The 13,817-nt window shown below is 71.7% G+C and carries 12 protein-coding genes and 1 pseudogene; 5 read left to right on the top strand and 8 right to left on the bottom strand.

All coding sequences use genetic code 11. The features are described from left to right. Nucleotides 1-44 precede the first annotated feature (44 nt). A complete protein-coding gene (locus tag AB0G32_RS01155) occupies nt 45-425 on the top strand; it encodes a VOC family protein (protein WP_361156383.1) in 381 nt (126 codons plus the stop codon). Between the two features lie 2 nt (nt 426-427). Here the strand turns inward: AB0G32_RS01155 and thpR are convergent, their stop codons facing one another. Then, nucleotides 428-991 (bottom strand): RNA 2',3'-cyclic phosphodiesterase, encoded by a 564-nt coding sequence (gene thpR / locus AB0G32_RS01150; protein WP_361156381.1) that lies wholly within the window; start codon nt 989-991, stop codon nt 428-430. A 94-nt stretch (nt 992-1,085) separates the two neighbouring features. Between thpR and AB0G32_RS01145 the strand changes: the two genes are divergently transcribed. Continuing rightward, nucleotides 1,086-1,670 carry a Uma2 family endonuclease gene (locus AB0G32_RS01145; RefSeq protein WP_361156379.1) on the top strand — a complete coding sequence of 195 codons (585 nt, stop codon included), beginning with the start codon at nt 1,086-1,088 and terminating at the stop codon, nt 1,668-1,670. Nucleotides 1,671-1,676: 6 nt separating this feature from the next. Here AB0G32_RS01145 and AB0G32_RS01140 read toward each other — a convergent pair whose 3' ends face one another. Then, nucleotides 1,677-3,038 carry an MFS transporter gene (locus AB0G32_RS01140; RefSeq protein ID WP_361156377.1) on the bottom strand — a complete coding sequence of 454 codons (1,362 nt, stop codon included), beginning with the start codon at nt 3,036-3,038 and terminating at the stop codon, nt 1,677-1,679. 39 nt (nt 3,039-3,077) lie between these two features. Next, nucleotides 3,078-3,515, bottom strand: coding sequence for a MarR family transcriptional regulator (locus AB0G32_RS01135; RefSeq protein WP_361156374.1), 438 nt, complete (start codon nt 3,513-3,515; stop codon nt 3,078-3,080). A 180-nt stretch (nt 3,516-3,695) separates the two neighbouring features. Between AB0G32_RS01135 and AB0G32_RS01130 the strand changes: the two genes are divergently transcribed. After that, nucleotides 3,696-3,899: a ribbon-helix-helix protein, CopG family gene (locus AB0G32_RS01130; protein WP_361156372.1), complete on the top strand. Its 204-nt coding sequence runs from the start codon at nt 3,696-3,698 to the stop codon at nt 3,897-3,899. 16 nt (nt 3,900-3,915) lie between these two features. On the opposite strand, the gene AB0G32_RS01125 is transcribed toward AB0G32_RS01130, so the two are convergent. Then, nucleotides 3,916-5,343: an NCS2 family permease gene (locus AB0G32_RS01125; RefSeq protein WP_361156370.1), complete on the bottom strand. Its 1,428-nt coding sequence runs from the start codon at nt 5,341-5,343 to the stop codon at nt 3,916-3,918. 159 nt (nt 5,344-5,502) lie between these two features. Between AB0G32_RS01125 and AB0G32_RS01120 the strand changes: the two genes are divergently transcribed. Together AB0G32_RS01120 and AB0G32_RS01115 are read left to right on the top strand one after the other, a co-directional pair. Then, nucleotides 5,503-5,781, top strand: a complete 279-nt coding sequence (locus AB0G32_RS01120; protein WP_361156367.1) for a DUF2530 domain-containing protein — start codon at nt 5,503-5,505, stop codon at nt 5,779-5,781. Nucleotides 5,782-5,891: 110 nt separating this feature from the next. Then, entirely contained in the window at nt 5,892-8,288 is a 2,397-nt protein-coding gene (locus AB0G32_RS01115) for an HAD-IC family P-type ATPase (RefSeq protein ID WP_361156364.1), read from the top strand. 19 nt (nt 8,289-8,307) lie between these two features. On the opposite strand, the pseudogene AB0G32_RS01110 reads toward AB0G32_RS01115, so the two are convergent. The 4 genes and pseudogenes from AB0G32_RS01110 to AB0G32_RS01095 form a co-directional block, all read right to left on the bottom strand. Beyond that, nucleotides 8,308-8,619, bottom strand: a pseudogene (locus AB0G32_RS01110) (calcium-binding protein); the annotation flags it as partial. 89 nt (nt 8,620-8,708) lie between these two features. Next, entirely contained in the window at nt 8,709-9,482 is a 774-nt protein-coding gene (locus tag AB0G32_RS01105; RefSeq protein ID WP_361156362.1) for a calcium-binding protein, read from the bottom strand. 46 nt (nt 9,483-9,528) lie between these two features. Then, a complete protein-coding gene (locus AB0G32_RS01100) occupies nt 9,529-10,419 on the bottom strand; it encodes a hypothetical protein (RefSeq protein ID WP_361156359.1) in 891 nt (296 codons plus the stop codon). 192 nt (nt 10,420-10,611) lie between these two features. Continuing rightward, entirely contained in the window at nt 10,612-13,761 is a 3,150-nt protein-coding gene (locus tag AB0G32_RS01095; protein WP_361156357.1) for a molecular chaperone Hsp90, read from the bottom strand. Nucleotides 13,762-13,817: the final 56 nt, after the last annotated feature.

The following is a 13,817-nucleotide window of genomic DNA, read 5'->3' as shown; positions in this document are numbered from 1 at the left end:
CGCCGGGCACTGCACCGACCCCGGGTCCAGGAAGGACACGTCCGATGCACAGCAGCCGCGTGTACGCCGTCATCATCGACGCGCCCGAGGCCGAGGCCGCCCGGGCGGCTCGGTTCTGGGCGGCGGCGCTCGGCGTCGAGGCCCGGCCGTTCGCGCCGGCGCCCCAGTTCACCAGCCTGCCGGGCGCCCTGCCGGGGCTGGTCAGCGCCGTGCAGGCGGTCGACGACGCGCCGCGCATGCACCTGGACATCGAGACCGACGACATCGAGGCGGAGGTCGCGCGGCTGACCGGGCTGGGGGCGGAGCCGGTCGCGCGGTGGCAGGAGTGCCATGTGCTGCGCGCGCCCGGCGGGCACCTGGTGTGCGTACTGCCGCAGGAGAGCGACGCCGAGACCTTCCGGGCCACCGCCACCGTCTGGCCCTGACCTCACCCCAGGGGCAGCCGGACCAGCGTCTCGTACCGGGGCTGCTCGCCCGGCACCCCGGAGCCGGGGAGGTTGCTGCGGACCACGGCCAGCTCGGTCACCGTCCAGGTCCGCCCGGCGAAGTCGTCCAGCACCGCCAGGTACGGCCCCGCCTCGAACGGCTCCCGGCTGCGGGCCACAGTGAGATGCGGGGTGTACCGGCGGTGCCCGCCCATGTCCACGCCCGCCTTCCGCCCCGCCGCCTCGGCCCGCTCCGCCAGCAGCCGCAGCACCGGCAGGTCCCCGGCCGCGCCGGCCCACAGCGCCCGGCCGTGCCCGAACTGGCCGCCGCCGCGCAGCGCCAGCGCGAACGGCGGCGTGCGGTGCGCGGCCCGCGCCAGCCGCTGCGACAGTTCGGGGACGAGGGTGTCGTCGACCTCGCCGTAGAAGGCGAGGGCGAAGTGCCAGCCGGGGCGGCCGGTCCAGCGCAGCCGGTCGGCGCCGGGCAGCGCCCGCAGCCGGTCCACCTCGACGGCCAGCTCCCGGACGGCGTCCTCCGGCGGCAGCACGGCGGCGAAGAGTCTCATGGGGCTCAGTCTGCCCGGCGTGTCCTGGTCACCGTGCGTATCGTTGTACTGCGCGGCTGCCCGTATCGAGCGGCGGCCGGGGAGGAGCGCCACGATGACCGTCCTTGCAGACAGGATCGAGATGGCCGAGGAGAGCGGCGAGCTGACGTTGGACGTCATGTTCGAGTGGCTCGCGACATTGCCCGTCCCCGAGGGAACCAAGGTTGAGATCATCGGGGGGAACATCTTCATGTCGCCACAGCGACGGACTCACTTCGAGATCATCTTCAGGATTCTGCAGCAGCTGAATGCCAGGTACTCGGTCGAGCATCTTGCCTCGGACGTACGGATCGACTTTCCGGGACGGCTGAACGGTTTCGCGTGTGACGTGGCTGCCATCGCCGACGGCAGCGTGGAGAGCAGGGGTCGCTGGCGCTACCAGGACGTCGAGTTCGTCGCCGAAGTCATCTCCAAGGACACCGCCGCCAACGACTACGGCCCCAAGAAGGACACCTACGCCACCGCCGGCGTACCGGTCTACCTGATCGTCGACCCGTACACCGGCCAGTGGCACCTGCACACGCTGCCCAAGGACGGCACCTACCACGGCAGTGTCAGCTTCGGGTTCGGGGAGGACATCGACCTCACCGACTCCCCCGTCGGCCTGGTCCTGAAGACCGACGGGTTCCCCAGGGACTGAGGAGCGTCACGCCGCCGGTGCCAGCTCCTCCCGCCCGCCGCGCGGCACGAACCGCACCTGCGGGTGGCCGTGGTGCCAGCCCACCGCGAGCCGCAGGTTGCCCAGCCGGCCCAGGATGACGCCGGTCACCGCGGCCGCCAGGAAGGCCACCGTGCCGCCGGCCGCGAAGCCGATCCGGGGGCCGTAGGTGTCGGTGACCCAGCCGACGATCGGCGCGCCGACCGGTGAGCCGCCCAGGAACACCATCATGTACAGGGACATCACCCGGCCCCGCATGGCCGGGTCGGTGGACATCTGGATGCTGGTGTTGGCGGTGACGTTGACCGTCATGCTGAACACCCCGATCGGGACCATGAGCAGGGCGAACAGCCACAGGTCGGGGGCGACGGCGGCCACCACCTCCAGGGCGCCGAAGCCGAGCGCCGCCGCGATCAGGACCCGCAGCCGGGTGGTGCCGCGCCGGGCGGCGAGCAGCGCGCCGGCCAGTGAACCGACCGCCATCAGGGTGTTGAAGAGGCTGTAGGTGCCCGCGCCGGAGTCGAAGATGTCGTCGGCGAAGGCGGACAGGAACACCGGGAAGTTGAAGCCGAAGGTGCCGATGAAGCCGACCAGCACGATGGTCCAGATCAGGTCCGGGCGGCCGGCGACGTAGCGCAGGCCCTCCCGCAGCTGGCCCTTGCCGCGCGGGGCGCGCTCGACCACGTGCAGCTCGCGGGCCCGCATCAGCAGCAGCCCGGTGAGCGGGGCGACGAACGAGACACCGTTGAGGAAGAACGCCCAGCCGGTGCCCATGCCGGTGATCAACAGGCCCGCGACGGCGGGGCCGACCAGGCGGGCGGACTGGAAGTTGGCCGAGTTCAGGCTGACCGCGTTCTGCAACTGGTCGCGGCCGACCAGCTCGGAGACGAAGGACTGCCGGGCCGGGTTGTCGACGACGGTGGCCAGGCCCATGACGAAGGCGGCGACGTAGACGTGCCACACCTGGACATGGCCGGTCAGCGTGAGCACCGCCAGGAACAGCGCGGTCAGGGCCATCGCGGACTGGGTGACCAGCAGCGTGGGGCGCTTGCGCAGGCGGTCGACGAGGACACCGCCGTAGAGACCGAAGAGCAGCATCGGCAGGAACTGGAGGGCGGTGGTGATGCCGACCGCGGCGGACGAGCCGGTGAGGCTCAGGACCAGCCAGTCCTGGGCGATGCGCTGCATCCAGGTGCCGATGTTGGAGACGACCTGGCCCATGAAGAACAGGCGGTAGTTCCGGTTTCGCAGGGAGGCGAACATCGAGGTCTTGCGGACCGTCTCGGGTATGGGCGGGTCGTCGTGGGTGCCAGGTGCGGGGGCGGAGTCTGCTCCGGGTCCCGAACTCAAAAGCGTTCGCCTCCTCGTTAATGCAACGGAAAACAGCGGTTACTGGTGCGCGAGCTTCTCCAGCACGGGGGCGGCCGCGCGCAGCTTCGCCCACTCGTCCTCGTCGAGCGTGTCGACCAGCGTGGCCAGGAACGCGTTCCGCTTGCGGCGGCTCTCGTCAAGCATCACCACGGCCTGCTCGGTCGGCGTCACGACCTTCTGGCGCCGGTCCTCGGGGTGCGGTTCCAGGCTGACCAGTCCCTTGGCCTCCAGCAGCGCCACGATGCGGGTCATCGAGGGCGGCTGGACGTGCTCCTTGCGGGCCAGTTCGCCCGGGGTCGCACGGCCGCAGTTGGACAGCGTGCCGAGCACCGACATCTCGGTGGGGCTGAGCGACTCGTCGACGCGCTGGTGCTTGAGCCGACGGGACAGCCGCATCACGGCGGATCGCAGGGAGTTCACGGCGGCGGCGTCGTCGCCGTGGGTGAGGTCCGGCATGTCCTTAGCATAACTCATTAGATACGCGAAGGAAAACCGGAGCGGGGGGACCGAGAGAGGGACCCGGGGAGGCACGACACCGCCCGTGATCCCGGCCACTCGACCGTCACATCACTCGTACGAGTGAGCAAGTGCGGGAAAGCCGTGTGTCACCCGGCCCCCGGGGCGACCCTCGTCGGCATGACGACCACGGGGACCGCGGAGACCGGCGTACTCAGCCTGCGGATGGACGGGGAGCTGCTCGGCCGGCTCCGGGAGCGGGCCGCCAAAAGCGGAATGAGCGTCCAGGACTATGTCGTCCGGACGCTCATCCGCGAGGACTTCGACGAGCGGTTCCAGTCCGCCGTCGAAGAGACCGAGAGGTTCTACGGGCCGGTCACGTGAGGCCCGATCGCGTCGATCAGGTCAGGCCCAGCGCCGGCATCAGGTAGTAGAAGGCGAACACCGCGGAGACCACGTACATCGCCGCCGGCACCTCGCGGCCCCGGCCGGCCGCGAGCCGCAGCACCGTGAAGGTGATGAAGCCCATGCCGATGCCGTTGGTGATCGAATAGGTGAACGGCATCATCAGCATCGTCACGAAGGCCGGGATGGCGATGGTGTAGTCGGCCCAGTCGATCTGCTTGACCGAGCCGGCCAGGATCAGGAAGCCGACCGCGATCAGCGCGGGCGTGGCCGCCTGGGACGGCACCATCGTGGCGATCGGGGTGAGGAAGAGGCCGACGGCGAACAGCAGGCCGGTGACGACGTTGGCGAAGCCGGTCCGGGCGCCCTCGCCGACGCCCGCCGTGGACTCGACGAACGCGGTGGTGGCCGAGGAGGAGCTGGCGCCGCCCGCTGCGACCGACAGACCGTCGATCATCAGGACCTTGTTGATGCCCGGCATCTGGCCCTGCGCGTCGGTCAGCTTGGCCTCGTCGCTGACGCCCATGATCGTGCCCATCGCGTCGAAGAAGCACGACAGCAGCACGGTGAAGACGAACAGCACGCCGGTCAGCACACCGACCTTGTCGAACCCGCCGAACAGGCTGACCTCGCCGACCAGCCCGAAGTCGGGGGTGGAGACCGGGTTGCCGGGCCACTCGGGGACGGTCAGGCCCCAGGAGGGGATGTCGGCGACCAGGTTGACGACCACCGCGATCACCGTCATCACGACGATGGAGATCAGGATGGCGCCGGGCGTCTTGCGCACGATCAGCGCCAGCGTGAGCAGCACGCCGAGGACGAAGATCAGCACCGGCCAGCCGTTCAGGTGGCCGCCGTCGCCGAGCTGGAGCGGCACGGTGGTCTGGGCGGCGTCCGGCATCCGGGTGACGAACCCGGAGTCGACCAGGCCGACGATCATGACGAACAGGCCGATACCGATCGAGATGGCCTTGCGCAGCCCGTACGGCACGGCCGACATGACGCGCTCGCGCAGCCCGGTGGCGACCAGCAGCATGACCACGAAACCGGCCAGCACGACCATGCCCATCGCGTCCGGCCAGGACATCCGGGGGGCGAGCTGGAGGGCGACCACGGAGTTCACGCCGAGACCGGCGGCGAGCGCGATCGGTACGTTGCCGATGACGCCCATGAGCAGCGTGGTGAACGCCGCGGTCAGGGCGGTCGCGGTGACCAGCTGGCCGTTGTCCAGCTGGTGGCCGTACATGTCCTTCGCGCTGCCCAGGATGATCGGGTTCAGCACGACGATGTAGGCCATCGCGAAGAAGGTGGCGAGACCGCCCCGGACCTCGCGGGCGAGCGTGGAGCCGCGTTCGGAGATCTTGAAGTAGCGGTCGAGAGCCCCGTACGGGGGCTGGGCCGGGGTGGACATGCGAGACCTCATCACCGAACGGCTCCCCACCCAGCCACTTGGTGTTTTCTACGAATAAAAGTGGTCAACTACAAACGGATTCAGTATGAAGGTATGAGGGAGATAAGGCTATCTCCGCGCGTAGACCCGTGCGCCGGACGGGTCCGGGGCCGTGCCTCGTAAGCTGTGCGCATGGCGAAGTGGACACCGAAGCACGAGGCGCCGGAGCCCCTGGAGGGCCCCGTGGTCGCCACCATCACCGGCGGCACCGTCATCTGGTTCGTCCTCTTCCTGGTCCAGCTGCCCTTCTACGGCTGGTTCGACGACCACGGGCACCTGTGGTGGGTGTGGACCTGCCTGGCCGGCGCCGGACTCGGCCTGATCGGCATCTGGTACGTCCGGGGACGCGACGCCGCCCTCAAGCGGGCCCGGCAGGGGGACGGCGGGCCGGAAGGCCAGGGCGCCGCGTAGTACCACGGCAGCATCCGGCCCCGGCGGCCGTCCTCCCCAGGTCGGAACTTCCGCTCTTCTTGGGCTCTTCCACCGGGTGCGGCCCCAAATCCGCACGTACCGTCGAACGCATGACGCACATCGACGCGGGTGCCGAACTCGATCCCGTGCACCCGGTGCCGCTCCCCCTGTCGGCGGCCGGGCTGAGCGGTGCGGAGGTCGCCGACCGGGTGGCGCGCGGCCGGGTCAACGACGTGCCGGTGCGCAGCAGCCGGTCGGCCCTGGACATCGTCCGGGCCAACGTCTTCACCCGGTTCAACGCGATCATCGGCGTGCTCTGGGTGATCATGCTGATCGTGGCGCCGATCCAGGACAGCCTGTTCGGGTTCGTCATCCTCGCCAACACCGGCATCGGCATCGTGCAGGAGTGGCGGGCGAAGAAGACGCTGGACTCGCTGGCCCTGATCGGTGAGGCCCGGCCGGCCGTGCGGCGGGACGGGACGGCGACCCCGATCGGCACATCCGAGATCGTGCTGGACGACGTGATCGAGTTCGGGCCCGGCGACAAGGTGGTCGTCGACGGGGTGTGCGTGGAGACCGACGGTCTGGAGATCGACGAGTCGCTGCTCACCGGTGAGGCCGACCCGGTGGTCAAACACCCCGGCGACCAGGTGATGTCCGGCAGCTTCGTGGTCGCGGGCGGCGGGGCGTACCGGGCGACCAGGGTCGGGCGGCAGGCGTACGCCGCCCAGCTGGCCGAGGAGGCGTCCCGCTTCACGCTGGTCCACTCCGAGCTGCGCTCCGGGATCTCCACGATCCTGAAGTACGTCACCTGGATGATGGTGCCGACCGCGATCGGCCTGATCGTCAGCCAGCTCGTCGGCGAGGACAACGACCTGAAGGACGCCGTCGCCCGCACGGTCGGCGGCATCGTGCCGATGGTCCCGGAGGGCCTGGTGCTGCTCACCTCGGTCGCCTTCGCGATCGGCGTGATCCGGCTGGGCCGCAAGCAGTGCCTGGTGCAGGAGCTGCCCGCGATCGAGGGCCTGGCCCGGGTGGACACGGTCTGCCTGGACAAGACGGGCACGCTGACCGAGGGCGGCATGGACGTCACCGGGCTGCGTGTCCTGTCCGACGCCGACGAGACGTACGTACAGCGGGTGCTCGGCGCGCTCGGTGCCGCCGACCCGCGCCCGAACGCGTCCCTGCGGGCGATCGTCGACGCCTACCCGGGCGCCGGGCAGTGGCGGCCGGCCGCCACCCTTCCGTTCTCCTCCGCCCGCAAGTACAGCGGCGCCTCGGTCGAGGAGCCGGACGGCACCGCGCACACCTGGCTGCTGGGCGCGCCCGACGTGCTGCTGGCCGAGGACGACCCGGCCCTTGCGGAGACCGGCCGGCTCAACGAGCAGGGGCTGCGGGTGCTGCTGCTGGCCCGGACCGCCGGGCGCGGCCCGGACGACCCGAAGGCGGCCGAGGGCGCCGAGCCGGTCGCCCTGGTGGTGCTGGAGCAGCGGCTGCGCGCCGACGCCGCCGACACCCTGCGCTACTTCGACCGGCAGCAGGTGCAGGCCAAGGTGATCTCCGGGGACAACGCGGTCTCGGTCGGCGCGGTCGCCGCCAAGCTGGGGCTCTCCGGCACGGCGGTGGACGCGCGCCGGCTGCCCGCCGAGCGGGACGGGATGGCCGCGGAGATCGACGCGCACACGGTGTTCGGCCGGGTCAGCCCGCAGCAGAAGCGGGACATGGTGGGCGCCCTGCAGTCCCGGGGGCACACGGTCGCGATGACCGGCGACGGCGTCAACGACGTGCTCGCCCTGAAGGACGCCGACATCGGCGTGGCGATGGGCTCGGGGTCGGAGGCGACCCGGGCGGTCGCGCAGATCGTGCTGCTCAACAACAGCTTCGCCACCCTGCCGTCGGTGGTCGCCGAGGGCCGCCGGGTGATCGGCAACATCACCCGCGTCGCGACGCTGTTCCTGGTCAAGACGGTCTACTCGGTGCTGCTGGCGGTCCTGGTGGTGTGCGCGCGGGTGGAGTACCCGTTCCTGCCCCGCCACCTCACCCTGCTGTCCACCCTCACCATCGGCGTCCCGGCCTTCTTCCTCGCCCTGGCCCCCAACAAGGAGCGGGCCCGGCCGCACTTCGTGCGGCGGGTGATGCGGTACGCGATTCCCGGCGGGGTGCTGGCCGGGGCGGCGACCTTCGTGACGTACCTGGTGGCCCGGCACCACTACCGCGGGCCGGGCGCGCTGGACGCGGAGACCAGCGCCGCGACGCTGACGCTGTTCCTGATCTCGCTGTGGGTGCTGGCGATCATCGCCCGCCCCTACACCTGGTGGCGGATCGCGCTGGTGGCGGCGATGGGCGCCGGGTTCCTGGTGGTGCTGGCGGTGCCGTGGCTCCAGGACTTCTTCGCGCTGAAGCTGGTCGGCACCACGATGCCGTGGACCGCGGTCGGCATCGCGGCGGTGGCGGCGGCCGCCCTGGAACTGCTGTGGAGACTGGTCGACCGCCGCTTTCCCGGGTAGCGGGTTACTTCGTAGCGGGTTACTTCACGTCGATGTAGTCACCGGCCGCGGTGGCCTTGCCGCCGGTCGCGGAACCGTTGAAGACGAAGCGGTAGTAGCCGTCGGCCGAGGCCTTGACGGTCGTCTTCAGGGCGCCGGTCGAGGTCGACTTGATGCCCTTGACGTTGCTGTAGGCGGTGGAGGACGCCGGGCGGTACTGCAGGACCACGGACTGGGTGCCGTAGCCGACGTACTTGTTGGTGTCCCAGTCGGCGCGGGTGAGCTTGCCGGTGATGGTGAGGGTGGCGCCCTTCTTGACCGGCTCCGGGGCGGCGTTGACGGTCACCTTGGAGGTTGTACATCCTGTGAAGACTTGGGATACCGGACACCGGCAGTTCACCCAGTGATCCTGAAGGTAAACTGCCGGTGCTGGCGGGCGAGTTACTTCACGTCGAGGTAGTCACCCGTGGCGTTGACCGCCGGGGTGGTCGAGGTGCCCGCGAAGGCGAAGCGGTAGTAGCCGTCCGCCGTGGCCTTGACGGTGGTCTTCAGCGCGCCCGTCGAGCTGGACTTGACGGTCTTGACGGTGGTGTACGAGCCGGCGCTCTTCTTGCGGTACTGGAGCTTCACCGACTGGCCGCTGTAGCCCGCGTACTTGAGCGTCTCCCAGTTGGCCCGGGACAGCTTGCCGGTGACGGTGACGGTCTTGCCCTTCTGCACCGGCTCCGGCGAGGCGTTGACCGTGAGCTGGGAGGCCCGCTGGAACTTGAAGGAGCCGGCCTTCTCCTCCCAGACGAAGTCCTCGTCGTTGGCGTTGATCATCGCGTCCACGTACCAGGTGCCCGCCTCGGCGTTGCTGAGGTAGTCCACCTTCGGGGCCACCTTGACCGTGGCGGAGCAGGTGGACGTGGTGGAGCTGACCTTCGCGCAGGTCGGCTTGCCGGTGGTCAGGTAGCCGTAGTCGGGGCCGGACAGCGAGAACGTCTCGGCGCTCGCGATGCCGGAGTCGTCCTTGGCGGTCACGCTGACCTTGATGGTCTTGGCGGCCGAGGTGCCGATGGACACCTTGTTGTCGCCGTCGACGACGACCTTGGTGATGGTGGTGTCGCCGAGGACGACGTCCTTCGGCGTGGACGCGGCCTGCGCGGCCGGCACGACGAGGGCGGACAGGGCCACGGCGCCGGTGACGGCGGTCGCGACGGAACGTATGCGCATGGATGTTCCCCCAGTGAAAGGCGGTCGGTTGCTTGCTCGGCGTCGCTTACTTGACGTCGACGTAGTCGCCCGCGGCCTTGACCGCCGGGGTCGTCGAGGTGCCCGCGAAGCTGAAGCGGTAGTAGCCGTCGGCCGATGCCTTGACGGTGGTCTTCAAGGTGCCCGTCGAGCTGGTCTTGACCGTCTTGACGGTGGTGTAGGTGCTGGAGCTCTTCTTGCGGTACTGGAGCTGAACCGACTGGCCGGTGTAGCCGTGGTACTTGTTGTCCTCCCAGTTGGCCCGGGAGAGCTTGCCGGTGACGGTGAGGGTCTTGCCCTTCTTCACCGGCTCCGGCGAGGCGTTGACCGTCAGCTTGGAGTACCGCTGCACCAGCGTGCTGCCGAGCGAGCCCTGGTCGGCGTAGTCGCCGGTGGTGTAGTCGAGGGCGAGGGCGGCGCCCTTCCAGGTGCCGGCGTCGGAGTTGAACAGCTCGCCGTCGTACGGATAGACGTCGATGTCGCCCGTGCAGGTCGCGGTGGTCGCCGAGGTGTCGGCGCAGGTCGCCGCGTAGACCCCGAACAGCATGTTGGCCGGGGTGTCGAAGGCGCCCTTGTAGATGTACGGGCCGGTGGCGAAGTCGGCGGCGTGGATGTCCACGTCGGTGCCGTGGGTCAGCTTGTAGGTGACCGTGGTGGAGACGTGGTTGGTGGTACCCACCTTGACCGCCTTGGCGATCTTGAAGTTGGAGAAGGAGACGTCCATGGTCCCCTCGGCGGCGGCGGTGATGCCGTACGACCGGGCGGAGGTGGACGCGGCGGAGGAGGCGCCGTGATGGGCGGCGAAGGCCTCCGCCGCCGCCTGTCGGTACGACGGGTCGTCGGCCTGCGCGGCCGGCACGACGAGGGCGGACAGGGCCAGGGCGCCGGTGAGGGCTGCCACGGTGGCGCGCATGCGCATGCGATCCCCAAGTGGGAAAGGGGGCCCCGGCGGTCGTCGCCCCCCAGCGGCTCGTGTCACGCCGGGGCCCAAGTGATCAGGGAGTCTGTTGACTCGCGTGATCAGATCAACAAGGGAAACGAATGGTTGTACGGAGGTGAAGAAGATGTGACCGAGATCGCTCCGTTCCCGCCCGTCGCCGCCCCGCCGCCGTCAGTCGAACCAGCGGTCCCGCGCCAGTTCCGCCGTCCGGGACGGGTCCTCCAGCAGTGCCGCCACCTCGAAGCGGCGCGGCCACTGGCCCGCTGACCAGGCAAGACCGGCCGCGACGCCCTCCAGAGTCGCGGCGTGCAGCACCCCGTCCGCGGCGAACCGCCAGTCGAGCTCCACGCCGTCCACGACGAGTTCCTCGTGTTCGACGTAGGACGCCGGGGTCCGGGCGCCGAGCAGCACCCGTACCGGCTCCGGTACCTCGTGCTCGGTGCCGGCCGAGTCGACGCGGCCGGTGACGGACTCGCTCAGCCGCCGTACCTGGAGCAGTTCGGCCAGTTCGGCGGCCCGGGCCGGCCGCACCGGCAGCAGCGGCACACCGCCGGTGAACGGCAGCAGGTCGGGCGAGTCGACGACCACCGCGTCGGCGGCGTCCACCACCCGCAGCTCGCCGTCCAGCACCGCGCGCAGCTCGTCCGGCAGCGTCACCCGGTCCGGGTCGAGGTCGGCGAGCGCCCCGTACAGGCCGTGCAGCTGGGCGGCGGTGACGGGGCGGTCCGGGTCGGCGAGGCGGTCGAGGAGTTCGGCCGCGCCGCCCGGTTCGTCGAGCAGCGCGGCGACGGAGGTCCGTACCCCGAGCGCCCGCAGTACCTGCTCGTCGTCGAAGCCGGTGGCGTCCGCCTCGTCGTACAGGCCGCGCAGCAGCGGGTCGCCGCCGGCCGCGCGCAGTCCGGCCGGGCGGCGCCCGCCGAGCACCGGGTGCCCGCGCAGCCACCACGCGGTGTACGGCCGTACGGTCTCGTGGGTGCCGTCCGGCAGCAGCATCCGCACCGGCTGGACCAGCGCGTCGCGCAGCGGCGGCCGGGACAGCAGGGCGAGCGCCTCGGGCCACTTGTCGTCGTCGACGAGGTCCAGGTCGCGGACGGCGACGAGTTCGGTGGCGACCGGCGGGACGGGGGTGTCGGGGAACCGGTCGAGGATGTCCTCGCACCACACGTCCACCGCGTCGAGCAGCCCGGCGTCGTCGGGTTCGGCGAAGTCCCCGTCCCGGGGCTCCAGTTCGTCCGGGTCCAGGACGACGTCGGTGGCGCGCACCAGGGTGAAGGTGACCAGGACCCCGCACGCGGCCAGCGGCTCGGGCCCCCACTTCTCGGCCAGCTCCGCGTCCACCGCGGCGACCTCGTCCGCCCGCATGACCTGGGCGAACGGCCCGCCGGGCAGGACCAGTTCGCCGGCCGGGGACAGCTCGCCGTCCTCGTCGGGCAGCGCCAGCGCGCCGAGCCAGGGCTCCTCGCCGGGCTCCAGCGCGGCGTCCCGGACCAGCCCCAGCACCGTGTCGGCCAGCTCCTCCGCGTCGAGGGCGTCGTCCTCCCAGTTCGCGCCGCCCTCGTCGGCCAGCGAGGCGGCGACGGCGGCGCGCACCTGCGGGGTGGTGAGCACGGCGCGCGGGGTGGCCGGCAGGGCGCCGAGCTTCTCCAGCAGCGGATGGGCGGCGTCCGGATGGGCGACCTTCAGCCCGAGCCGGGCGAGCACCTCGGGGTCGAGGGCGGGCGCGTCCGGCGTCGGCAGCAGCACCTGCCGGGGGCCGATCACCGTACGGCCGCCCCCGGAGCCGAGAGCCCGGTCGGTGCCCCCGGCGAGCGGCACCGGCAGCCCGGAGAGCCGGTCCGGGTCGACCCCGGCCAGGCTGTCGTAGAGCCGCCGCCACCAGCCGGGCTCCTTCTCCAGCCCGGCCAGCCGGTCGATCACCTCGGACAGCGGCAGCCGCGCCACGCCCAGCGTGCGCAGCTCGACGCGCCGCTCCAGGCCGGCCGGCAGCAGCGTCGGCAGTACCTCGGCCAGCACCCGTACGGTCTCCGCGCCCGCCCCCTCGACCACCTCGGCGTCCCGGGGCCGCAGCGACACCGGCAGCTCGGGATCGTCGCCCGGCACGGCGGCGGGCGGCAGGAAGGCGGTGCGCGGCAGCCGGTCCAGGACCGCCTGCCGCAAGGTGCCGTCCAGCTCGCCCCGGCCCAGCGCGCCCGGCACCAGGCCGATGATCCGGTCGGTGACCGGCGACCAGTCGGCGAGCAGCCCGGCGTAGGCGTCCGCCGCCCGCTGCACCAGGAAGTCGGTGAGCGGCCCGGGGGCGGCGTGCCGGCGGGTGGAGTCCAGCGGGAACGACGCGATGAGCAGCGCGGGGACGCCGAGCGGCTCGTCGCTCGGGGTGGGCGCGTGCAGCACGGGGCTGGTCCGCGGCGGGACCGGGGCGCCCTCGTCGTCCACGGGCACCGCCCAGGTCACCGACCAGTGCGGACGCAGCCGCTCCTCGACCGGGCGGTCGGCGAGCAGGTCTGGGGTGAGCGGGCCGTGCGCGGTGGCGGTGCGCCAGCGGCTGACGCCCTCGCGCGAGTCCTCCACGACGGTGACGGCGGCGTCCGTGCGGCGGCGCAGCGTCCGGCTCCCGGACGCCGTCTCGACCACCACCTCCGCCAGCCCCGGCAGGGCGAGCAGCAGCGCGTCGTCCACGCCGGCCAGCAGCCGCTCGGCCAGATCGGCGGCGGCGGAATCGCGCAGCGGCAGGATGACGGCCGTGTCGTACGGGTCGGGCGCGGTGCCCTCGGCGGGCAGCGGCAGCCGCAGCAGCGGTACGTGTCCGTCCCGGCGGCGGATCTCGTCGCCGAGGCCCGGGGCGTGCCGGGCGACGTCGGCGGCCAGGTCCCGCGCCTCGGCCAGCGACCAGCGCACGCCGCCGTGCCGGCCGACGACGGCGGGCTCGTCGGTGACGGCCAGCACGGCCGCGAAGCCGACCCCGAACCGGCCCACCGCGCCCTCGGCGGTGTCCCGTTTGGCGGAGGCGCGCAGCGTGGCCAGCGACTCGACACCGGCCGCGTCCAGCGGGGCGCCGGTGTTGGCGGCGATCAGCACGCCGTCACGCAGGGTGAGCCGCAGCCGGCCCGGCACCCCGGCGCGGGCGGCGGCGTCGGCGGCGTTCTGCGCGAGCTCCACGACCAGGCGGTCCCGGTAGCCGCCGAGGACCAGGTCCTCCTCGGCGTTGGCGTCCTCCCGGAACCGGGCGCCGCTGGCCGCCCAGGCGTCCAGCACCCCGCGCCGCAGCCGCGCCGTACCGAACGGGTCCGCGCCCTCGGCGGCGGGCCGCACGAACTTGCTCACGTTGATCTCTCCTCATCGGCCCTGGACGACCTCAACGGCGTGGGGTCGAAGGTACC

The sequence above is a fragment of the Streptomyces sp. NPDC023723 genome (assembly GCF_040639815.1).
In the GTDB taxonomy this organism is placed as follows: Bacteria; Actinomycetota; Actinomycetes; order Streptomycetales; family Streptomycetaceae; genus Streptomyces.
Note: the sequence above shows the minus strand (reverse complement) of the source record. Positions and strands in the feature narration are given on the sequence as shown.